The sequence below is a fragment of the Pseudomonas sp. GM41(2012) genome (assembly GCF_000282315.2).
Lineage (GTDB): Bacteria > Pseudomonadota > Gammaproteobacteria > Pseudomonadales > Pseudomonadaceae > Aquipseudomonas.
Window position 1 is genome coordinate 1,873,824 of sequence record NZ_AKJN02000006.1, and the last position, 19,999, is coordinate 1,893,822.

Below are 19,999 nucleotides of genomic sequence, written 5' to 3' on the forward strand. Positions count from 1 at the left end.
GCAAGCTGCCAAGCATCACTTCTGCCCATTCACCGAGTGGGCAGTGGGATGTAGGCCTGCATCAAACGCAAGGCTCACCAGAGCCAAAAGCAACATCAATGGACTGAGGCAAAAACCATGACTGTAGACATCAGCAACTTCACCATCGCTACCCCGCTTCCAATCTCCGACACCAACCCGATTGCGCTTGAGCTCATCGGCTGGCGCGCACTGATCGAATGCCCCAACGTCATCTCAATGCTTGACGATGGTTCGCTGCAGATGACGGCGCCGACACTTGGAGCCTCGAGCAAAAGCACGCTACGAACCCGCTGCGAGTGGAAAGAGCCAGGCTACTGGTTGTTCTCCAGCGCGGCGGACCACTGGAACCGCCAGGAAATGCGACTGACCAAAGTCAACTCGCTGCAGAAAGTCGTGATCGGTCAGATTCATGTGCAAGGCTCTGAACGACCTCCGGTAAAGGTGTTCTGGAACAAAGGAAAAATCACCATGGGGTTCCGAACCAGTTACCTCCAGGACGATCCGGTCAACTCGACGATTTTGGAGAACGTGCCGCTCGGTGCACTTTTCAAAATCAACATTCACGCCAATTCGAGCGGCGCCGTCTCTGTTTCGGCTAGCTGTAACGGCGTCCAATCCACTTCCGCGATCATGCGCCTCGACAACACCTGGGACACGAAAACACTCGCCTTCCACGGCGGCGTGTACAACCAGATCGATTACTCCGACACCACGGACCCGCTAGACGGTTCTGTCTGCATCATCAGCGATCTGTCGATCACTCACGCCTGATACGACCTGCTCGGCCTGATGAGCAAAACAGGCTTCAGGAAAGCATCACTGCTGCACCTTGGCGACAGGGTGTAGCGGGATGCGGATAAAACCCGGCAGGCCAGCGTGACCGACAAACACTTCCCGGCCGCAATGACCGATTTGGGCCTTCGCGCCCGCCGGCAATACAACTGCCGGCACACATACGCTACCATGTGCCCCATGTCGGGGATGAACCCTGCGTTTATTGCCACTCAGCTCGGTCATAGCGTTCAGATATTGCTATCGACCTACGCCCGATGGATCAACACCAGCACTGACTGGGGTGAGCCCGGGAAACTTGAAAAGAGCTTGATTGGCACACAATTGGTACAGACAGAAACAGTACCCCTCTGAAACCCGTATGGAATCAGCCTCTGTGACACTGGAACAGAACTACACCGCGATTCTCGGCCAACTGGGCGAGGACGCCACCCGCGAGGGCCTGCTCGACACGCCAAAACGTGCCGCCAAAGCCATGCAGTACCTCTGCCGCGGTTATGAACAGACACTGGAAGAGGTCACCAACGGTGCCTTGTTCAGCTCCGACAACAGCGAAATGGTGCTGGTGAAGGACATCGAGCTCTACTCGTTGTGCGAACACCACCTGCTGCCGTTTATCGGCAAGGCTCACGTCGCCTACATCCCGAGCGGCAAGGTATTGGGCCTGTCGAAAGTCGCGCGGATCGTCGATATGTACGCCCGCCGCCTGCAGATCCAGGAAAACCTCAGCCGCCAGATCGCCGATGCGGTCCAGCAAGTCACCGGCGCTCTGGGCGTTGCAGTGGTGATCGAGGCCAAACACATGTGCATGATGATGCGCGGTGTGGAGAAACAGAATTCGACGATGATCACTTCGGTGATGCTCGGTGAGTTCCGCGAAAACGCGGCCACCCGCAGCGAATTTCTCAGCCTCATCAAGTAATTCGCAGCACGAAGAAAACCGGCATTCATCGCCGGTTTTTTTTCGCCTGCGAAAATCAGGTAAGCTGCGCGCCTTCTGTTTGCCCCTGTGAGGCTTATACCGTGTTCGTTAAAGCGCTTCGTGTCGGCCTTGGCCAACTGATCATCTTCATCGACTTCATTACCCGCCCAGGCAAAAAGCAGCGCCCTGCCGCCGCTCAGGCTCAGGTCAACACGGCGGCCAAGGACCTGACCCTGTATCAGTTCCACGCCTGCCCGTTCTGCGTGAAAACCCGCCGCACCCTGCGCCGCTTGAACGTGCCGGTGGCGCTGCGCGACGCGAAGAACAACGAACAGGATCGCCAGGCCTTGCTGGAGCAAGGCGGCAAGATCAAGGTTCCATGCCTGCGCATCGAAGAGAATGGCCAGACGACCTGGATGTATGAGTCCAAGGTGATCATCGATTATCTGGACAAGCGGTTTGCCGCGGCCTGATGGTTTTGTGGTGCTGCTGATGGCCTCTTCGCGGGCAAGTCGGATCGCCGCACCGCTCGCTCCTACACGGGCGAGGTGACCATTCGGACACACCGCCAACCTGTAGGAGCGAGCGGTGCGGCGATCCGACTTGCCCGCGAAGGCGCCCGCCCAGACACCACAAATTCCAGACAAAAATAAACCGGCCCTTGCGCCGGTTTATTCGTTTCTACCCTCCCCTCAAGCCGCTTCCGCCGCCTGAGCCTGACGCACCACCGCAGCCAAACGCTTAAGCCCTTCGTCCAGCCGTGCCGGGTCGATGTGGCTGAAGTTCAGGCGCAAATGCCCCGGGTTGCTGTCCGGCTCAGGAAAGAACGGCTCGCCCGGCATGAACGCCACATCCGCTGCCAGTGCAGGCTTGAGCAACGTACGCGTGTCCAGCGGCTGCTTGAGCGTCAGCCAGAAAAACAGCCCGCCCTGCGGCACATTCCAGTCTGCCAAATCCGCAAAATGCGTTTCCAGGGCTGACTGGAACGCGTCCCGACGAACCCGGTAGAAGTCCCGCAGCTCGCTCAAGTGATGCTGGAATTTGTCGGTGCCGATCCACTGCAGCGCTTGCCACTGGCCCACGCGATTAGTGTGCAGGTCGGCCGATTGCTTGAGTTTCAGCAAGTGCGGGAAGAGATCCGGACTGGCGATCAGATAGCCGACTCGCAATCCGGGCAACAGGGTTTTCGACACGGTGCCGGTGTAGATCCAGCTGGCCTTTTTCAAGCGACTGACAATCGGCGTGGCGCTGCCACCGTCGAAGGTCAGCTCGCGGTAGGGCTCGTCTTCGATCAAGGTCACGCCGAACTCATCGAGCAAGGCTGCCACGGCATCGCGCTTGGCTTCGCTGTAGCGCACGGCCGAAGGATTCTGAAAAGTCGGAATCAGGTAGATGAACGCCGGACGGTGTTTTTCCAGACGAGTACGTAGTTGCGCCAGGTTCGGGCCATCAGCCTCCAGCGGGACCGTGATGCAGTCGGCGCCGAACAGCTGAAAAATCTGCAAGGCCGCCAGATAAGTCGGCGCTTCGAGCAAAATCTCGGTGCCGTTGTCGATGTACAGCTTGGCCGCCAGATCAAGGGTTTGCTGGGAGCCGCTGACCACCAACACCTGACTCGCCTCGCAGGGTACGCCCAGCACCCGAGCCTCTGCTGCCAGCGCTTCACGCAGCGCCGGCTCACCTTCGCTCATGCCGTATTGGCCCATGGACAGCGGCATGTCGGCCCACTCGACTTTCGGCAGCATGGCTTCGGCCGGCAAGCCGCCAGCGAACGACATCACTTCCGGGCGCTGGGCGGCGGCGAGGATTTCACGGATCAAAGAACTTTTAAGACGCGAGACACGTTCGGAAAATGCCATGGGGTCACCGGTAGCGAGGCCTGAGGAAAATGAGTCAAACTGGTTGACCGAAATTACGACAGACCGAACGGATACGTCAATATGCTTGACCTTAAAAACCCCGCTACTCAGCAACAAGCGATGGAAGCGTTTTTCTTCGGTTATCAGGCGTTCACCGCGAAAGCCGACGAAATGCTCGAGCGTCGTGGCTTGAGCCGGGTGCATCAACGCATAGTGTTTTTCATCGCGCGCTACCCCAACTTGAGCGTCAAGGAGTTACTGGCGTTGCTCGGGGTAACGAAACAGGCGCTGAACATTCCGCTGCGCCAGTTGGTGGAGATGCATTTGGTGAACAGTGTCGCTTCCGAAACCGACAAGCGTAAGCGGTTGCTGGAGCTGACCGACGATGGCGCACGGTTTGAGCAGTCGTTGCGGCGTGAGCAGGTGAAATTGCTGGAGCGGGTGTTTGCCGAGGCTGGGGAGACGGCGGTGAATGGGTGGCTGGCGGTGAATCTGGCGCTGGGTAAAGCCCAAGCGCCAGCCGAGTAGCCGATATATCCCGATCAACAAACTTTTCGTCTACAAAATCAAAAACATTATTTGCTTTATTTGTATACAAAAGCATAATCCACTTCGTGCGAGTTCCTGACCAAGCGGTCAACAAATTCGCAAGTACCTCAAAGGGTCGCTGCCACCCTCATGGGTCCGGCCCTGGAAATAACAATAAAACTCTTGAGGAGTACTCGCTGTGGAAAGCCGCAAATCCGAAGCCCCGACGCTGGAACTCTCGCCGCCGTTACGCAATGGCTGGCTGGAGCGCATCTTCAAACTCAGCTTGCATGGCACCACGGTGAAGACCGAGTTGATTGCCGGTCTGACAACCTTCATCACCATGGCCTACATCATCTTCGTCAACCCCAACATCATGGCCGACGCCGGAATCGATCACGGTGCCGCGTTCGTCGCCACCTGCATCGCTGCCGCGCTGGGTTGCCTGTTGATGGGTCTGTACGCCAACTGGCCGGTCGGCCTGGCGCCGGGCATGGGCCTCAACGCCTTCTTCACCTACACCGTGGTCGGCACCATGGGCTACAACTGGGAAACCGCCCTTGGCGCGGTGTTTGTTTCCGGTGTGTTGTTCATGTTCCTGACCTTTTCGCGGATCCGCGAATGGCTGCTCAATAGCATCCCGGTGAGTTTGCGCTTTGCCATGGGCGCCGGCGTGGGCTTGTTTCTGGGGCTGATTGGCTTGAAAACCGCGGGCATCGTGGTCGACAGCCCGGCCACGCTGATCAAGCTCGGCTCCCTGCGCGAACCTGGTCCGCTGCTGGCCGCCATCTGCTTCCTGATGATCGCCGTACTCAGCTATCACAAAGTGTTCGGCGCGATTCTCATCAGCATCATCACCGTCACCCTGGCGGGTTGGGGCCTTGGCCTGGTGCACTACGAGGGCCTCATGTCCGCCCCGCCGAGCCTGGCGCCGACCTGGATGGCCATGAACATCGCCGGCGTATTCAACGTCAGCATGATCAGCGTGGTGCTGGCCTTCCTCTTTGTGCACATGTTCGACACCGCCGGCACCCTCATGGGCGTCGCCCAGCGCGCTGGCCTGGTGAACGCGGATGGCAAGATCGAAAACCTCTCCCGCGCCCTGAAAGCCGACAGTGCTTCCAGCGTATTCGGTGCGATGGTTGGTGTTCCGCCGGTCACCAGCTACGTGGAAAGTGCCGCGGGTGTAGCCGCTGGTGGTCGGACTGGTCTTACCGCCGTGACCGTAGGTGTGCTATTTATTGCGGCAATGTTTTTCGCACCGCTGGCTGGCATGATTCCCGCTTACGCAACCGCCGGTGCGCTGATTTATGTGGCGATGCTGATGATGGGCGGCATGAAGCACATCGAATGGGACGAAGCGACCGACAGCATTCCGGCGATCGTCACCGCGATCATGATGCCCCTGACCTTCTCGGTCGCCGATGGCATTGCGCTGGGCTTTATCACTTACGTGGTACTGAAGGCCTGTACCGGTAAGCACAAGGAAATTTCCATCAGTCTGTGGGTGCTCTGCGCGATCTTCATCGCCAAGTTCATTTTCTTGTAAACCGTTTACGTTTCAAAAGCAGGTTTCAAAACAGCCTCACCCCGTCGGGTGAGGCTTTTGTGCAAATGGAGGAAAGTGATGAGTCTGGAAACCTGGCTGCTGTTCAGCGGCGCTGCGCTGGTGGTAATCCTGATCCCGGGGCCACTGTCTTTGCTGATGATCAGCAACAGTCTGAATTACGGTTTGCGTCGTTCTTACCCGGCATTTCTGGGTGGCGTGATTGCGTCGATCTGCTTGCTCAGTGCGTCGGCGCTGGGTTTGGGCGCCTTGCTGCTGGCATCGGAACAGTTGTTCAGCGCCCTGAAGATCGTCGGGGCGCTGTACCTGTTCTACCTGGCCTGGCAGAGCTGGCAGCAATCGCGTCAACCCTCCCACGGCGCTGAAGTGCCCCAGGCTGCGCCAGTGCCACGCTTTCGCGCACTGTTCGGGCGCGCGTTCATGCTGGGCGCCAGCAACCCGAAAGATATTCTGTTCTTCGCCGCTTTCCTCCCGCAGTTCCTCAGTGCCGAGCAGCCGTTCCTGCCGCAGTTGCTGGTGATGATTGCGACCTGGACCGTGCTGGATTTGCTGTGCAAGTTGGCTTATGGGTTGGGTGCTCATGGTGCGGCGCGGTATCTGCGCAGTGGCAAGGGGCAGAGCTGGTTTAACCGGGTGAGTGCGGGGTTGTTTAGTGGTGCGGGTGCTGCGTCGCTGTTGAGCCGCTAAAGAGCAAAAGCATCGCGAGCAAGCTTTGCTCCTACGGGTTTTGATTCGTCCACAGGCGAGCGACACAAAACCCGTAGGAGCAAAGCTTGCTCGCGATGGCGTCATCACAAACACCACACTTCTGACAGGCAAAAAAAAGCCCGCAGTGTGAGCGGGCGAAAGACCAAAGAAGCTATATGCGCAGTCGCTTCTCGGAGGAGGCAGCTGCTTGGGGGATCAACTGCCTCGATACGTCGAATAGCTATACGGCGAAATCAGCAATGGCACGTGGTAGTGATCCTGTTCTGCAGAGATGCCAAAACGCAGCACCACCACATCCAGGAACGCGGGTTCTGGCAGCTGAACGCCACGGGCGCGGTAGTAATCGCCCGCATGAAACTGAACCTGATAGACCCCGGAACGGTAGTCATCGCCTTGCAGCAGCGGTGCATCGACCCGGCCGTCGCTGTTGGTTATCGCAGTGGCGACCAATTCCAGCTGCGAACCTTCAACGCGGTACAACTCGACCTTGATCGAGCTGCCCGGGCAACCATGTGCAGCGTCTAAAACGTGAGTAGTCAAACGTCCCATTGATTCTGCGCGCCTGCCTGCGTGGAGCAGTCAGACCTCGCGCCTCCCGAAGTCAGTTGAAAGGAGACCGCACCGATTCGGAGCACGAAACGCTGCGGCGAGCGACTGATTAAGACACTTTTCAAAAAAATTGTACACAATAAAAACAACATATTTACCGCTATACCCATCATTCCGGGATTCCCGCCGAATCTGCCGCCGAGCCATAGGGCCAAAGGACCTTCTATCCATTAGCTGACCAATCAGGCAGGTTTCTTGCAATAACATGTGAAGATGACAGTCAGTGAAAAATGCAAAAAAACAGGCTTACAAAGTGGATATAAAGTTGTATACAATCAGCCCATCGCTGTGACGCCAGCCTTGGATCTCATCGCCAGGCCGCTCACACAAACCGTTACCACGAATAAGAAGGAAGACTGCAGTGAGCGCTGACTACCCACGCGACCTGATCGGTTACGGCAGTAACCCTCCTCACCCACACTGGCCGGGCAATGCCCGCATCGCCTTGTCCTTCGTGCTCAATTACGAAGAAGGCGGCGAGCGCAATATCCTGCACGGCGATAAAGAATCCGAAGCCTTCCTTTCGGAAATGGTCTCGGCGCAGCCGCTGCAAGGCGCGCGCAACATGAGCATGGAATCCCTTTACGAGTATGGCAGCCGTGCCGGCGTCTGGCGGGTTCTGAAACTGTTCAAGGAATTCGACATTCCGCTGACCATCTTCGCCGTGGCCATGGCCGCCCAGCGTCACCCGGACGTGATCCGCGCGATGGTCGATGCCGGCCACGAAATCTGCAGCCACGGCTATCGCTGGATCGACTACCAGTACATGGACGAAGCGCAAGAACGCGAGCACATGCTCGAAGCGATCCGCGTCCTCACCGAAATCACCGGCGAACGTCCGCTGGGCTGGTACACCGGCCGCACCGGTCCGAACACCCGTCGACTGGTGATGGAAGAAGGCGGTTTCCTCTACGACTGCGACACCTACGACGACGACCTGCCCTACTGGGAACCGAACAACCCGACCGGCAAGCCGCACCTGGTGATTCCGTACACGCTGGACACCAACGACATGCGCTTCACCCAGGTCCAGGGTTTCAACAAGGGCGACGACTTCTTTGAATACCTCAAAGACGCATTCGACGTGCTGTACGCCGAAGGTGCCGAAGCGCCGAAGATGCTGTCGATCGGCTTGCACTGCCGTCTGATCGGCCGTCCGGCGCGTCTGGCCTCGCTCAAACGCTTTATCGAATACGCTAAAAGTCATGAACAGGTGTGGTTCAGCCGTCGCGTCGACATCGCTCGCCACTGGCACGAAACCCACCCGTATCAAGGTGCCGCGAAATGAGCCACTTCCAAACCCTGAAGCCTTCGACCCTGAGCCGCGACGCGTTTGTCGCGGCCTTCGCCGACATCTACGAACATTCGCCATGGGTGGCCGAGAAGGCCTTCGACCTGGGCCAGGACGCTTCGATCGACCAGATCGAAACCCTGCACCAGCGCATGAGCGACATCCTGTTGAGCGCCGATCACGCCAGTCAATTGGCACTGATCAACGCTCACCCGGACCTGGCCGGCAAAGCCGCCGTCCAGGGCCAGCTTACCGCGGCCAGTACTGAAGAACAGTCTGGCGCGGGTATTCACCAATGCACGGCCGAAGAGTTCCAGCGCTTCACCGAGCTGAACGACGCCTACAAGGCCAAGTTCAAGTTTCCCTTCATCATGGCGGTAAAAGGCAGCAACCGGCATCAGATCCTCGCGGCGTTCGAAACGCGCATTCACAACTCGGCAGATACCGAATTCAAATGCGCGCTGGCGGAGATCAACAAGATCGCCCTGTTCCGATTACTGACCCTTTAGCGAGCAGCCCTTGTGAAAAGCCCCGAGTGTTCTTAAACGCAAAAAAGCACCCAGGGCTCCTGCGAGCATCCCAAGCCAACTAATTAAAGGCAGACAAGAAGAATGAAAGCTTACGCCGTACCTTTCGAGAAGTTCGTCAACCTGGCCGACGCCCGCCTGGGCACCAAAATCATCTCGGTCACCGATGACTGGTTCGCTGATGCCAACCGCCTGTTCCAGCCGACCCCGGCTGTGTGGAAGGAGGGCGTGTTCGATGACAACGGCAAGTGGATGGACGGCTGGGAGTCGCGCCGCAAGCGCTTCGAAGGCTACGACAGCGCCGTGATCCGCCTGGGCGTCCCGGGTTCGATCAAGGGCGTGGACATCGACACTTCATTCTTCACCGGCAACTTCCCGCCGTCGGCCTCCCTGGAAGCGTGCTTCCTGGCCTCGGGTGAGCCGGACGAAAACACCCAGTGGACTGAAGTGCTGTCCGCCGTCGAGCTGCAAGGCAACAGCCACCACTACCACGAAATCAGCAACGACCAGGCGTTCAGCCACCTGCGCTTCAACATCTACCCGGATGGTGGCGTGGCCCGTCTGCGTGTTTACGGTATTCCGTTCCGCGACTGGTCCGCAGTGGGCGACAACGAGCAAGTTGATCTGGCAGCAGCCCTGAACGGTGGCCGCGCCCTCGCTTGCTCCGACGAACACTTCGGTCGCATGAGCAACATCCTCAACCCGGGCCGTGGCATCAACATGGGCGACGGCTGGGAAACCGCACGTCGTCGTACGCCAGGCAATGACTGGGTCATCGTCGCGCTGGGTCATGCCGGCGAGATCGAAAAAGTCATCGTCGACACCCTGCACTTCAAGGGCAACTACCCGGACACCTGCTCAATCCAGGGCGCGTTCGTGAAGGGCGGCACCGACAGCCAGATCGAAACCCAATCGCTGTTCTGGCGCGAATTGCTGCCGGCGCAGAAACTGGAAATGCACGCCGAACACACCTTCGCCGAGCAGATCAAGGCGCTGGGGCCGATCACCCACATCCGCCTGAACGTGTTCCCGGATGGTGGTGTGAGCCGCCTCCGCGTTTTGGGCAAGGTCGCTAAATAAGCGGCTGATGAAAAACCTGTAGGAGCACAGCTTGCTGGCGATGGCGTCAGTGAGGGCCCCATCGCCAGCAAGCTGTGCTCCTACAAAGGGCAATACAACAACGAATTCAAGGTAAGAAGACCAGCATGCGCACATTGACGATTGAACCGCTGACCAAAGAAGCCTTCGCCCCTTTCGGTGACGTGATCGAAACCGACGGCAGCGATCACTTCATGATCAACAACGGTTCGACCATGCGCTTTCACAAACTGGCGACGGTTGAAACCGCCAAGCCAGAGGACAACGCGATCATCAGCATCTTCCGCGCCGACGCGCAGGACATGCCGCTGACCGTCAGCATGCTGGAGCGTCACCCGCTGGGCAGCCAGGCTTTCATTCCGCTGCTCGGCAACCCTTTTCTGATCGTGGTCGCGCCACTTGGCGATGAACCTGTATCAGGCTTGGTCCGCGCCTTCGTCACCAACGGCAGGCAGGGCATTAATTACCATCGCGGCGTTTGGCACCATCCGGTGCTGACGATCGAAAAGCGGGATGACTTCCTGGTGGTTGATCGCAGTGGCACAGGCAACAACTGCGATGAGCATTTTTTCAAAGAGGATGAGCGTTTGATCCTCGCCCCCCACCAATAAGAGAAGGTCTGATCACTCGACAACAGAGTGACAGGCGAGAGGTAAAGACTGTGGAAGCACATCTGTTGGAATGGCTGAACCTGAGCGTGCGCTGGGTTCACATGATTACTGGCGTGGCCTGGATCGGTGCGTCGTTCTATTTCGTCTGGCTGGAAAACAACCTCAATCGGGTCAACCCGAAAAGTGGTCTGGCGGGCGATTTGTGGGCGATCCACGGCGGCGGTATCTACCACCTGGAAAAATACAAACTGGCCCCACCGACCATGCCGGACAACCTGCACTGGTTCAAATGGGAAGCCTATTTCACCTGGATGTCGGGGATCGCGCTGCTGTGCGTGGTGTTCTACTCCAACCCGACGCTGTACCTGCTGGCACCGGGCAGCAGCCTGACCGGCCCTGAAGGGGTCGCACTGGGCATTGCCTCGTTGTTCGTCGGCTGGTTCGTCTACTCCTTCCTCTGCGACTCGGCCCTGGGCAAACGCCCTGCCCTGCTAGGCGTAATCCTGTTCGTGCTGATCATTGGCGCCGCTTACGGCTTCAGCAAAGTGTTCAGCGGTCGTGGTGCGTACCTGCACGTCGGCGCGATCATCGGCACCATCATGGTCGGCAACGTGTTCCGCATCATCATGCCGGCACAGCGTGCACTGGTTGCCGCGATTGCCGAAAACCGCACACCGGATCCGGCGCTGCCGGCCAAAGGCTTGCTGCGTTCGCGTCACAACAACTACTTCACCTTGCCGGTGCTGTTCATCATGATCAGCAACCACTTCCCGAGTACCTACGGCAGCCAATACAACTGGCTGATCCTGGCCGGGATCGCGGTGCTGGCGGTGTTGGTGCGTCACTACTTCAACACCCGTCATGACAGCCACAAGTTTGCCTGGACCTTGCCCGTCGCAGCAGTGGGCATGATCTGCCTGGCTTACGTGACTGGCCCGGCGCAGATGCCCAGCGCCCCTGAAGTGGCCAAGGCGCCTGGCACCATCGAGTACCAGCCGTTGCCGGAAACCGCCCTCGGTGGTGGTGCCAAACCTGACGCGGCGAAACCTGCTGCGCCTGCCGCTGCACCGGCTCAGGCGTCCAACGCCGGCCCCGGTTTCGACAAGGTGCACAGCGTGATTCAGGAACGTTGCGCGGTTTGCCATTCGGCCAAACCGACCAGCCCGCTGTTCAGTGCCGCACCGGCCGGCGTGATGTTCGATACCCCCGAGCAGATCCGCCAGAACGCGGCGCGCATCCAGGCACAAGCCGTCACCAGCCAGATCATGCCACTGGGCAACATCACCCAGATGACCCAGCAGGAACGTGACCTGATCGGCGCGTGGATTGTTCAGGGAGCCCCCACCAATTAACCGTTGAAAAGCATCGCGGGCAAGCCTCGCTCCTGTAGGAGCAAGGCTTGCCCGCGATTGGCCGCGCCGCGGTCCCTGATGCACAAAATCACAAGAATAAAAAAGATCCGAGGTGTTGCATGTCCGAGCTATCCAAAGCCCGCATCCCCGACGCACCCGCCATTCAGCGTTTACCCCTTTTGCAACTGATCCTGGTTGGCCTGCAACACGTTCTGCTGATGTACGGCGGAGCCATCGCGGTGCCGCTGATCATCGGACAGGCCGCTGGCCTGAGTCGTGAAGAAATCGCCTTCCTGATCAACGCCGACCTGCTGGTGGCCGGGATCGCTACCATCGTGCAGTCGCTGGGCATCGGCCCCATGGGCATCCGTATGCCAGTGATGATGGGCGCCAGTTTCGCCGCCGTTGGCAGCATGGTCGCCATGGCCGGCATGCCGGGCATCGGCCTGCAAGGGATCTTCGGCGCGACCATCGCCGCCGGGTTCTTCGGCTTGATCATCGCGCCATTCATGTCCAAAGTCGTACGCTTCTTCCCGCCTCTGGTGACCGGCACGGTCATCACCTCGATCGGTTTGTCGCTGTTTCCCGTGGCCGTGAACTGGGCCGGCGGCGGTGCAGGTGCCGCTCAATTCGGCTCGCCGATTTACCTGGCCATCGCCGCGCTGGTGCTGGCCACCATTCTGCTGGTCCACCGCTTCATGCGCGGTTTCTGGGTCAACATTTCCGTGCTGATCGGCATGTGCCTGGGTTACGTGCTCTGCGGCCTGATCGGCATGGTCGACCTGAGCGGCATGGCCCAGGCGCCGTGGCTGCAATTCGTGACCCCGCTGCATTTCGGCATGCCGAAGTTTGAACTCGCACCGATCCTTTCCATGTGTCTGGTGGTGGTGATCATCTTCGTCGAGTCCACCGGGATGTTCCTGGCGCTGGGCAAAATCACCGGCCAGGACGTCTGCCCACGGATGCTGCGTCGCGGTTTGTTGTGTGATGCCGGCGCCTCGTTCTTCGCCGGTTTCTTCAACACCTTCACCCACTCCTCTTTCGCGCAGAACATCGGCCTGGTGCAGATGACCGGCGTGCGTTGCCGCTCGGTGACCATCGTCGCCGGCGGTTTGCTGGTGGTGTTGAGTCTGTTGCCGAAAGCAGCGTTTCTGGTGGCCTCGATTCCTCCCGCCGTACTGGGCGGCGCGGCGATTGCGATGTTCGGCATGGTCGCCGCCACCGGGATCAAGATTCTTCAGGAAGCCGACATCGGTGACCGTCGCAACCAGTTGCTGGTGGCGGTGAGCATCGGCATGGGGCTGATCCCGGTGGTCCGTCCGGAATTCTTCGCCCACCTTCCGCTGTGGATGAGCCCGATCACCCACAGCGGCATCGCCATGGCCACGCTCAGTGCGCTGTCGCTGAACCTGCTGTTCAACATCCTCGGCGGCGCCGAACGCGCGGCCATCAACGACTGCCACGCGCACCCTCACTGATCGAACTCTGTGGCGAGGGGATTTATCCCCGTTGGGTCGCGAAGCGGCCCCAGCATTCTCTCAAGCAAACCGCATTCGCCTGTTTTACGACTGCTTCGCAGCCGAACGGGGATAAATCCCCTCGCCACGAACAATAAAAACAAGAGGGAGCAACAGATGATTCGCACACAGACAAACCTGCTGTTAGGCGGTGGTCTATTGGCCGCCAGTCAGGCCATGGCCGGCGATTTACTGCTGTGGCAGACCAACAGCCTGAGCTATCTGTATGGCAAGGATTTCGCGGTCAACCCGTCGATCCAGCAGACGATAACCTTTGAGCACGCCGACCGCTGGAAGTACGGCGACAACTTCCTGTTCGTCGACAGCACTTACTACAACGGCGAGAAAGACCGGAACAAAGGCGTTCACGCCTATTACGGCGAGTTCAGTCCGCGCCTGTCTTTCGGCAAAATCCTCGACCGTCGTTTCGAATTCGGCCCGATCAAGGACGTGTTGCTGGCCATGACATACGAGAATGGCGAAGACGACACCGAGGCCTATCTGATCGGCCCCGGTTTCGACCTCGCAGTACCGGGCTTCAATTTTTTCACCTTGAACTTCTACTATCGCCAGACCGAAGGCTCGCGTCCCGGCGACGATGTCTGGCAGATCACGCCGGCCTGGTCCTACACCCTGCCATTGGGCAACTCGAACCTGTTGATCGACGGCTACATCGACTGGGTCGTGGATAACGACCAGAACTCACAGGGCACCTACCACGCCAACCTGCACTTCAACCCGCAGATCAAATATGACCTGGGCAAGGCCATGGGCTGGCGGGAGAAGCAGGTGTACGTCGGCGTCGAATACAGCTACTGGAAAGACAAGTACGGCATCGAAAACAGCACCCACTTCGACACCAATGAAAACACCACCAGCCTGCTGGTGAAGGTGCATTTCTAGATGATCCGCAACCGTGCTCCAAACCTGTCGTCGGTGCGCTGTTGCGGGGCACTTGAGACCTGGCCAAGGAGTCAGTATTCTCCGCGGCCGCCCGAATCTGGTCTAAAAAAAAGCCCGGATTTAATTCCTGACCAGAAAGCCAACTTATCCCGGCGCTGGACGGTACCAAGGCACTCCAAAACCTCTCTCAATCGACTGCTCTTGAGCAGCCGAGCGGGAGATTTTTGGCTTTTCAAAAGCCTTGGCTCAGCTCTTGCTAACAGCACTGAAGCTGACCGAATGGATGATTTTTTACAGCTACAGAAAAAGGCGCCACACCAGAGCGCCGACCTTAGAAAAATAACGTGGAACACCTACTTTTTGGGAGCAACCGAATGAAACGTACGTGCACTAGCCTGATGCTGGCGGGATCTTTGCTGGCCGGGGGCCAGGCCATGGCCGGCGACTTGCTGCAATGGCAGAACAACAGCCTGACCTACCTGTATGGCAAGGACTTCCAGGTCAACCCGCGCATTCAGCAGACGGTGACCTTCGAACACGCCGATGGCTGGAAATACGGCGACAACTTCATGTTCGTCGACAAGATCTTCTACAACGGCAAGGAAGATTACTTCGCCGGTGAGAACACCTACTACGGTGAAATCAGCCCGCGCCTGTCGTTCGGCAAAATCTTCGATAAGAAACTCGAGTTCGGCCCGATCAAAGACGTGTTGCTGGCCATGACGTACGAGTTCGGTGAAGACGATACCGAGTCGTACCTGATCGGTCCCGGTTTCGACCTGGCCATCCCGGGCTTCGACTACTTCCAGCTGAACTTCTACAACCGTCATACCGAAGGCGACCGTCCAGGTGACAATATCTGGCAGGTCACGCCGGTCTGGTCCTACACCATCCCGGTGGGCGATTCGAACATCCTGGTCGATGGTTTCATGGACTGGGTGGTCGACAACGACGTCAACAAAAAAGGCGAATACCACGCCAACCTGCACTTCAATCCACAGGTCAAATACGACTTGGGCAAGGCGCTGAACCTGGGCGAGAAGCAGTTGTACGTGGGTGTCGAGTATGACTACTGGAAAAACAAGTACGGCATCGAAGACAGCCAGGGTTTCAAGACTGATCAGAGCGTGACCAGCTTCCTGGTCAAGGTGCACTTCTGATCCGGCGGCGTCTGTAAGGACGCCATCGCGGGCAAGCCCGGCTCCTACAGGTTTTGTGTCGTTCACCAATTATGTGAACGACACAAAACCTGTAGGAGCCGGGCTTGCCCGCGATGGCCGCACCGCAAATCTCAAGCAGTGACCGCTGCCTCGGCTATCCCGAGAAACCGGCACAACTCCCCGCGCTTGGCCAACGCATCCCGCCGCCCCAAATCAATCAATTCGCTGCAATACCCCGCCTCGAACAGCAGATAACTCAGCACCCCCGCCCCGCTCGTCTTGGTCGCCCCCGGCCCGCGCAGAAACAGACGCAGCGCCGCCGGCAACTCCTGTCGATGCCGCGCCGCAATTTCATCGATCGGCTGACTCGGCGAAATAACCAGCACCTCCACCGGCGCCACACCCAGCGCGCGCGTCGGCGTGCCATCGGGCAGCAGATGACTGAACTGATTGAGCCGCTGCAGCAACTCGATGTCACTTTCCAGGCTGTCAATGAACGTGCTGTTGAGCATGTGCCCACCGATCTGCGCCAGGCTTGGCTGCTGGCCGGTGTAGGCGCGTTGCAGCGGTTGTTCCGGGTCGACGCCGCGGGGGTTGCCGCTGACGCCCACTACCAGCACTCGGCTGGCGCCCAGGTGCAGCGCCGGGCTGATCGGTGCCGACTGACGTACCGCGCCGTCGCCGAAATACTCTTCACCGATTTTCACTGGCGCAAATAACAGCGGAATGGCTGAACTGGCCAGCAAGTGATCGACCGTCAATTGAGTGGGGACGCCGATTCGCCGATGGCGCAACCAGGCATTGATGGTGCCGCCGCCCTGATAAAAGGTCACCGCCTGACCGGACTCATAGCCGAACGCGGTCACTGCAACCGCCTGCAACTGCTTCTGTGCAATCGCCTCGGCAATCCCGCTCATCTGCAGTTTATCGTCGAGCAATCTGCGCAGTGGCGAACTGTTGAGCAAGGCCACCGGCACCTGAGCGCCAATCCCGAGCAAACTGTGGCTGACAAAACGGCTGGCCTGGTGGATCACGCCCGGCCAGTCGCTGCGCAGCACCAGATGACTGCGAAAGCCCTGCCAGAAGGCTGTCAGACGTTGAATCGCACCCCGGAAATCCATCGCCCCACTGGCGAGGCTGACCGCGTTGATTGCGCCAGCCGAGGTGCCGACGATCACCGGAAACGGATTGCTCGCGCCGACCGGTAACAGCTCGGCAATCGCCGCCAGCACACCCACCTGATAAGCCGCCCGAGCCCCGCCGCCGGAAAGAATCAACCCTGTAACCGGTTCAGCAGGACTCATCGCAACACTCCATGGTGCTTATAAGGACGGTGGTTCAACCGCGTTTTGCGTACAGCTTTGGCTCGCCCGGTGGACGGCTCTTGAAGCGGCGATGAGCCCAAAGGTATTGCTCCGGACATTCGCGCAAGACGCCTTCGACCCATTGGTTGATCCGCAGGCAATCGGCCTCTTCGGTTTCGCCGGGGAAACCCTCGAGCGGTGCATGAATCACCAGTCGATAACCGCTGCCGTCCGCCAGACGCTCCTGAGTGAACGGCACCACCAGCGCCTTGCCCAACCGCGCAAACTTGCTGGTGGCGGTGACGGTAGCAGCCTGAATCCCGAACAGCGGCACGAAGATACTTTGCTTGGCGCCATAGTCCTGATCCGGTGCGTACCAGATTGCCCGGCCTGCGCGCAGCAATTTGAGCATCCCGCGCACGTCGTCACGCTCCACCGCCAGCGAATCGACGTTATGCCGCTCGCGCCCCAGGCGCTGGACGTAGTCGAACAGCGGATTTTTGTGTTCGCGGTACATGCCATCAATGGTGTGCTGCTGGCCGAGCAACGCCGCGCCGATTTCCAGCGTGGTGAAATGAACGGCCATCAGGATCACGCCTTTGCCGTCGCGCTGGGCTTTTTTCAGATGCTCCAACCCTTCGACATGGGCCAGCTTCGCCAGACGCTCGCGCGACCACCACCAACTCATGGCCATTTCGAAAAACGCGATGCCCGTTGAGCCGAAGTTTTCCTTGAGCAGGCGCTTGCGCTCAGCAGCGGTTTTTTCAGGGAAACACAGTTCCAGATTGCGCTTGGCAATGCGCCGTCTGTCGCCCGCTACTCGATACATCAATGCACCCAGGGCGCGACCGATCGACAGCAACGCCGGATACGGCAGCTGGACAATCAGCCACAACAGCCCCAAGCCACACCACAGCGGCCAGAAACGTGGAGATAGAAATGCTGTTCGAAAACGCGGGCGTTCCATTAAAGGTTCCGGAAAGACAATGGCCGCGCATTCTACATCGTTCGACCCGGCTTGCGGCTCGCGGGCGTTCTCGTTATAAGTCTCGGCACTTTTAGTGACAAGTCGTTGTATGCCGACCATGAGCCAAACCGAACCGCTAGACCAAGATCCCGTGTTCCAGCTGAAGGGCAGCATGCTCGCCATTACGGTGCTGGAACTGGCTCGTAACGACCTCGAGAACCTCGATCGTCAGCTGGCCGCCAAGGTCGCCCAAGCGCCTAACTTCTTCAGTAACGCGCCACTGGTGCTGGCCCTGGACAAACTCCCGGCCGGCGAAGGCGCGGTCGATCTGCCGGGCCTGATGCGCGTCTGCCGCCAGCATGGCCTGCGCACCCTGGCGATCCGTGCCAGCCGTATCGAAGACATTGCCGCGGCCATCGCGGTCGACCTGCCGGTGCTGCCACCGTCCGGCGCCCGTGAGCGTCCGTTGGACCCGCTCGAAGGCCAAGTCCAGAAAAAACCGGAAAAACCGCCGGAGCCGACTATCAAGCCAACGAAGATCATCACCTCGCCCGTACGCGGTGGGCAGCAGATTTATGCCCAGGGCTGCGATCTGGTGGTGATCTCGTCGGTCAGCCCGGGGGCGGAACTTCTCGCCGATGGGAACATCCATGTATACGGCCCGATGCGTGGTCGAGTGTTGGCCGGCGTCAAAGGCGACACGAAAGCCAGGATTTTCTGTCAGCAAATGAGCGCTGAACTGGTTTCCATCGCAGGCCACTACAAGGTTTCGGAGGATCTGCGTCGCGACCCTTTGTGGGGCGCGGGCGTACAGGTCAGCCTGTCGGGCGATGTGTTGAACATCATTCGGCTTTAACGGATACTGCCGCATTTTCCAAACATCTCTAAAACGTAGCGAAAACGGCTCAAACGAAGTAGGAAAAAGGCCATAAGCAGTGTTTACCCGAGGTAAGCGCCGTTCTGGACCGAATTCCAGCCAAGGCTGTCCGACTGCAGTAGTTTTTCTAGAGATGTTTTTCAGGGGCTAAATGTCCTTTTTCCTTAGGGGTGAAACACCTTGGCCAAGATTCTCGTGGTTACATCCGGCAAGGGTGGTGTGGGTAAGACCACCACCAGTGCTGCTATCGGTACCGGCCTCGCACTGCGCGGTCACAAAACAGTTATCGTCGACTTCGACGTCGGTTTGCGTAATCTCGACCTGATCATGGGTTGCGAGCGCCGTGTGGTGTATGACTTCGTCAACGTGGTAAACGGCGAAGCCAACCTGCAACAAGCCCTGATCAAAGACAAACGCCTGGAAAACCTCTACGTACTGGCCGCCAGTCAGACCCGCGACAAAGACGCGCTGACCGTCGAAGGCGTGGAAAAAGTGTTGATGGCGCTGAAAGAAGACTTCGAATACGTGGTCTGCGACTCTCCGGCCGGCATCGAAAAAGGCGCCCACCTGGCCATGTATTTCGCAGACGAAGCGATTATCGTGACCAACCCGGAAGTGTCCTCGGTTCGTGACTCGGACCGCATGCTCGGCCTGCTGGCCAGCAAGTCCCGTCGCGCTGAAAAGGGCGAAGAGGCGATCAAGGAACACCTGCTGCTGACCCGCTACAACCCGCAACGGGTCAGTGACGGCGAGATGCTCGGCGTCGAAGACGTCAAAGAGATTCTGGCGGTCGCCCTGCTGGGTGTCATTCCGGAATCCCAAGCCGTACTCAAAGCCTCCAACTCGGGCGTGCCAGTCATTCTCGACGACCAGAGCGATGCCGGTCAGGCATACAGCGACGCGGTTGATCGTCTGCTGGGCAAAAACGTGGAGCATCGTTTTCTCGATGTAACGAAGAAGGGATTCTTCGAGCGCCTGTTTGGAGGTAGATAATGAATCTTTTTGACTTCTTTCGTGCCAGCAAAAAGGTCAGCACCGCGTCGGTAGCGAAAGAGCGTCTGCAGATCATCGTGGCGCACGAACGCGGCCAGCGCAGTACACCGGACTACCTGCCAGCCTTGCAGAAGGAATTGGTCGAGGTCATCCGCAAGTACGTCAATATCGGGTCCGATGACGTGCACGTCGCTCTGGAAAACCAGGGCAGCTGCTCGATTCTGGAACTCAATATCACCCTGCCAGATCGCTAGTCGATCAGACAGGAGCCACGGCGGCTCAGGCTTGCGCTCTGTAGGAGCCGAGCTTGCTCGCGATGCAGACAACTCGGTCTACCTGATAAACCGAGGTGATGCTATCGCGAGCAAGCTCGGCTCCTACAGAGTGTGGGGG

The 19,999-nt window shown here is 58.8% G+C and carries 22 protein-coding genes and 1 pseudogene; 19 read left to right on the forward strand and 4 right to left on the reverse strand.

Annotated features, from left to right (window positions below):
* The first annotated feature begins 117 nt into the window (after positions 1 to 117).
* The 4 genes and pseudogenes from PMI27_RS17425 (at position 118) to PMI27_RS17415 (ending at position 2,208) form a co-directional block, all read left to right on the forward strand.
* Positions 118 to 792 carry a polysaccharide lyase family 7 protein gene (locus tag PMI27_RS17425; RefSeq protein WP_008146132.1) on the forward strand — a complete coding sequence of 225 codons (675 nt, stop codon included), beginning with the start codon at positions 118 to 120 and terminating at the stop codon, positions 790 to 792.
* Between the two features lie 93 nt (positions 793 to 885).
* Positions 886 to 1,167 (forward strand): annotated as a pseudogene (locus tag PMI27_RS32100) (site-specific integrase); the annotation flags it as partial.
* 22 nt (positions 1,168 to 1,189) lie between these two features.
* Positions 1,190 to 1,735 carry a GTP cyclohydrolase I FolE gene (gene folE / locus PMI27_RS17420; RefSeq protein WP_033053183.1) on the forward strand — a complete coding sequence of 182 codons (546 nt, stop codon included), beginning with the start codon at positions 1,190 to 1,192 and terminating at the stop codon, positions 1,733 to 1,735.
* A gap of 101 nt (positions 1,736 to 1,836) precedes the next feature.
* Positions 1,837 to 2,208 carry a glutathione S-transferase N-terminal domain-containing protein gene (locus PMI27_RS17415; protein ID WP_008146136.1) on the forward strand — a complete coding sequence of 124 codons (372 nt, stop codon included), beginning with the start codon at positions 1,837 to 1,839 and terminating at the stop codon, positions 2,206 to 2,208.
* Between the two features lie 219 nt (positions 2,209 to 2,427).
* Here PMI27_RS17415 and PMI27_RS17410 read toward each other — a convergent pair whose 3' ends face one another.
* Positions 2,428 to 3,594, reverse strand: coding sequence for an aminotransferase-like domain-containing protein (locus PMI27_RS17410; RefSeq protein WP_008146138.1), 1,167 nt, complete (start codon positions 3,592 to 3,594; stop codon positions 2,428 to 2,430).
* 81 nt (positions 3,595 to 3,675) lie between these two features.
* Between PMI27_RS17410 and PMI27_RS17405 the strand changes: the two genes are divergently transcribed.
* From PMI27_RS17405 to PMI27_RS17395, 3 genes are all read left to right on the forward strand, one after another.
* Positions 3,676 to 4,122, forward strand: coding sequence for a MarR family winged helix-turn-helix transcriptional regulator (locus PMI27_RS17405; RefSeq protein ID WP_008146140.1), 447 nt, complete (start codon positions 3,676 to 3,678; stop codon positions 4,120 to 4,122).
* A gap of 199 nt (positions 4,123 to 4,321) precedes the next feature.
* The gene (locus PMI27_RS17400) at positions 4,322 to 5,671 is read left to right on the forward strand and encodes an NCS2 family permease (RefSeq protein WP_008146141.1); all 1,350 of its coding nucleotides are present in this window, start codon (positions 4,322 to 4,324) and stop codon (positions 5,669 to 5,671) included.
* Between the two features lie 78 nt (positions 5,672 to 5,749).
* Positions 5,750 to 6,376, forward strand: coding sequence for a LysE family translocator (locus PMI27_RS17395; protein WP_008146144.1), 627 nt, complete (start codon positions 5,750 to 5,752; stop codon positions 6,374 to 6,376).
* A gap of 216 nt (positions 6,377 to 6,592) precedes the next feature.
* Here the strand turns inward: PMI27_RS17395 and uraH are convergent, their stop codons facing one another.
* The gene (uraH, locus tag PMI27_RS17390) at positions 6,593 to 6,946 is read right to left on the reverse strand and encodes a hydroxyisourate hydrolase (protein WP_008146146.1); all 354 of its coding nucleotides are present in this window, start codon (positions 6,944 to 6,946) and stop codon (positions 6,593 to 6,595) included.
* A gap of 421 nt (positions 6,947 to 7,367) precedes the next feature.
* On the opposite strand from uraH, the gene puuE reads away from it, so the two are divergent.
* The 9 genes from puuE (at position 7,368) to PMI27_RS17350 (ending at position 15,465) form a co-directional block, all read left to right on the forward strand.
* Complete coding sequence (gene puuE / locus PMI27_RS17385) at positions 7,368 to 8,294, forward strand: allantoinase PuuE (RefSeq protein WP_008146148.1); 927 nt, start codon at positions 7,368 to 7,370, stop codon at positions 8,292 to 8,294.
* Complete coding sequence (gene uraD, locus PMI27_RS17380) at positions 8,291 to 8,806, forward strand: 2-oxo-4-hydroxy-4-carboxy-5-ureidoimidazoline decarboxylase (protein ID WP_008146150.1); 516 nt, start codon at positions 8,291 to 8,293, stop codon at positions 8,804 to 8,806. The genes puuE and uraD overlap by 4 nt, the downstream gene beginning before the upstream one ends.
* A gap of 102 nt (positions 8,807 to 8,908) precedes the next feature.
* Complete coding sequence (gene alc, locus PMI27_RS17375; RefSeq protein WP_008146152.1) at positions 8,909 to 9,904, forward strand: allantoicase; 996 nt, start codon at positions 8,909 to 8,911, stop codon at positions 9,902 to 9,904.
* Between the two features lie 125 nt (positions 9,905 to 10,029).
* Positions 10,030 to 10,533: an ureidoglycolate lyase gene (locus PMI27_RS17370; RefSeq protein WP_008146154.1), complete on the forward strand. Its 504-nt coding sequence runs from the start codon at positions 10,030 to 10,032 to the stop codon at positions 10,531 to 10,533.
* Between the two features lie 50 nt (positions 10,534 to 10,583).
* Positions 10,584 to 11,885, forward strand: a complete 1,302-nt coding sequence (locus PMI27_RS17365) for a urate hydroxylase PuuD (RefSeq protein WP_008146155.1) — start codon at positions 10,584 to 10,586, stop codon at positions 11,883 to 11,885.
* 119 nt (positions 11,886 to 12,004) lie between these two features.
* On the forward strand, positions 12,005 to 13,363 hold the full coding sequence (locus PMI27_RS17360) for a nucleobase:cation symporter-2 family protein (protein WP_008146157.1): 1,359 nt from the start codon (positions 12,005 to 12,007) through the stop codon (positions 13,361 to 13,363).
* Between the two features lie 156 nt (positions 13,364 to 13,519).
* Positions 13,520 to 14,305, forward strand: a complete 786-nt coding sequence (locus PMI27_RS17355; RefSeq protein WP_008146160.1) for an outer membrane protein OmpK — start codon at positions 13,520 to 13,522, stop codon at positions 14,303 to 14,305.
* Complete coding sequence (locus PMI27_RS31315; RefSeq protein ID WP_150113526.1) at positions 14,306 to 14,683, forward strand: hypothetical protein; 378 nt, start codon at positions 14,306 to 14,308, stop codon at positions 14,681 to 14,683.
* On the forward strand, positions 14,680 to 15,465 hold the full coding sequence (locus tag PMI27_RS17350) for an outer membrane protein OmpK (RefSeq protein WP_008146161.1): 786 nt from the start codon (positions 14,680 to 14,682) through the stop codon (positions 15,463 to 15,465). Before PMI27_RS31315 ends, PMI27_RS17350 begins: the two co-directional genes overlap by 4 nt.
* Before the next feature lie 131 nt (positions 15,466 to 15,596).
* On the opposite strand, the gene PMI27_RS17345 is transcribed toward PMI27_RS17350, so the two are convergent.
* Positions 15,597 to 16,769: a patatin-like phospholipase family protein gene (locus tag PMI27_RS17345; RefSeq protein ID WP_008146164.1), complete on the reverse strand. Its 1,173-nt coding sequence runs from the start codon at positions 16,767 to 16,769 to the stop codon at positions 15,597 to 15,599.
* A gap of 34 nt (positions 16,770 to 16,803) precedes the next feature.
* Positions 16,804 to 17,736, reverse strand: a complete 933-nt coding sequence (locus tag PMI27_RS17340) for a lipid A biosynthesis lauroyl acyltransferase (protein ID WP_008146168.1) — start codon at positions 17,734 to 17,736, stop codon at positions 16,804 to 16,806.
* Between the two features lie 118 nt (positions 17,737 to 17,854).
* Here PMI27_RS17340 and minC point away from each other — a divergent pair, with 118 nt between their 5' ends.
* From minC to minE, 3 genes are all read left to right on the forward strand, one after another.
* Entirely contained in the window at positions 17,855 to 18,592 is a 738-nt protein-coding gene (gene minC, locus PMI27_RS17335) for a septum site-determining protein MinC (RefSeq protein ID WP_033053358.1), read from the forward strand.
* 201 nt (positions 18,593 to 18,793) lie between these two features.
* Complete coding sequence (gene minD / locus PMI27_RS17330; RefSeq protein ID WP_008146172.1) at positions 18,794 to 19,606, forward strand: septum site-determining protein MinD; 813 nt, start codon at positions 18,794 to 18,796, stop codon at positions 19,604 to 19,606.
* The gene (minE, locus tag PMI27_RS17325) at positions 19,606 to 19,860 is read left to right on the forward strand and encodes a cell division topological specificity factor MinE (RefSeq protein WP_007898843.1); all 255 of its coding nucleotides are present in this window, start codon (positions 19,606 to 19,608) and stop codon (positions 19,858 to 19,860) included. Before minD ends, minE begins: the two co-directional genes overlap by 1 nt.
* Positions 19,861 to 19,999: the final 139 nt, after the last annotated feature.

Excerpts from the sequence above, each read along its gene's own strand:
- PMI27_RS17370 (WP_008146154.1), top strand. The coding sequence starts at position 10,030 with ATGCGCACATTGACGATTGAACCGCTGACCAAAGAAGCCTTCGCCCCT.
- PMI27_RS17425 (WP_008146132.1), top strand. The coding sequence starts at position 118 with ATGACTGTAGACATCAGCAACTTCACCATCGCTACCCCGCTTCCAATC.
- PMI27_RS17405 (WP_008146140.1), top strand. The coding sequence starts at position 3,676 with ATGCTTGACCTTAAAAACCCCGCTACTCAGCAACAAGCGATGGAAGCG.
- minE (WP_007898843.1), top strand. The coding sequence starts at position 19,606 with ATGAATCTTTTTGACTTCTTTCGTGCCAGCAAAAAGGTCAGCACCGCG.
- PMI27_RS17360 (WP_008146157.1), top strand. The coding sequence starts at position 12,005 with ATGTCCGAGCTATCCAAAGCCCGCATCCCCGACGCACCCGCCATTCAG.
- PMI27_RS17410 (WP_008146138.1), bottom strand. The coding sequence starts at position 3,594 with ATGGCATTTTCCGAACGTGTCTCGCGTCTTAAAAGTTCTTTGATCCGT.
- alc (WP_008146152.1), top strand. The coding sequence starts at position 8,909 with ATGAAAGCTTACGCCGTACCTTTCGAGAAGTTCGTCAACCTGGCCGAC.
- PMI27_RS17350 (WP_008146161.1), top strand. The coding sequence starts at position 14,680 with ATGAAACGTACGTGCACTAGCCTGATGCTGGCGGGATCTTTGCTGGCC.
- PMI27_RS17340 (WP_008146168.1), bottom strand. The coding sequence starts at position 17,736 with ATGGAACGCCCGCGTTTTCGAACAGCATTTCTATCTCCACGTTTCTGG.
- minC (WP_033053358.1), top strand. The coding sequence starts at position 17,855 with ATGAGCCAAACCGAACCGCTAGACCAAGATCCCGTGTTCCAGCTGAAG.
- PMI27_RS17345 (WP_008146164.1), bottom strand. The coding sequence starts at position 16,769 with ATGAGTCCTGCTGAACCGGTTACAGGGTTGATTCTTTCCGGCGGCGGG.
- uraD (WP_008146150.1), top strand. The coding sequence starts at position 8,291 with ATGAGCCACTTCCAAACCCTGAAGCCTTCGACCCTGAGCCGCGACGCG.
- PMI27_RS31315 (WP_150113526.1), top strand. The coding sequence starts at position 14,306 with ATGATCCGCAACCGTGCTCCAAACCTGTCGTCGGTGCGCTGTTGCGGG.
- uraH (WP_008146146.1), bottom strand. The coding sequence starts at position 6,946 with ATGGGACGTTTGACTACTCACGTTTTAGACGCTGCACATGGTTGCCCG.
- PMI27_RS17355 (WP_008146160.1), top strand. The coding sequence starts at position 13,520 with ATGATTCGCACACAGACAAACCTGCTGTTAGGCGGTGGTCTATTGGCC.
- PMI27_RS17395 (WP_008146144.1), top strand. The coding sequence starts at position 5,750 with ATGAGTCTGGAAACCTGGCTGCTGTTCAGCGGCGCTGCGCTGGTGGTA.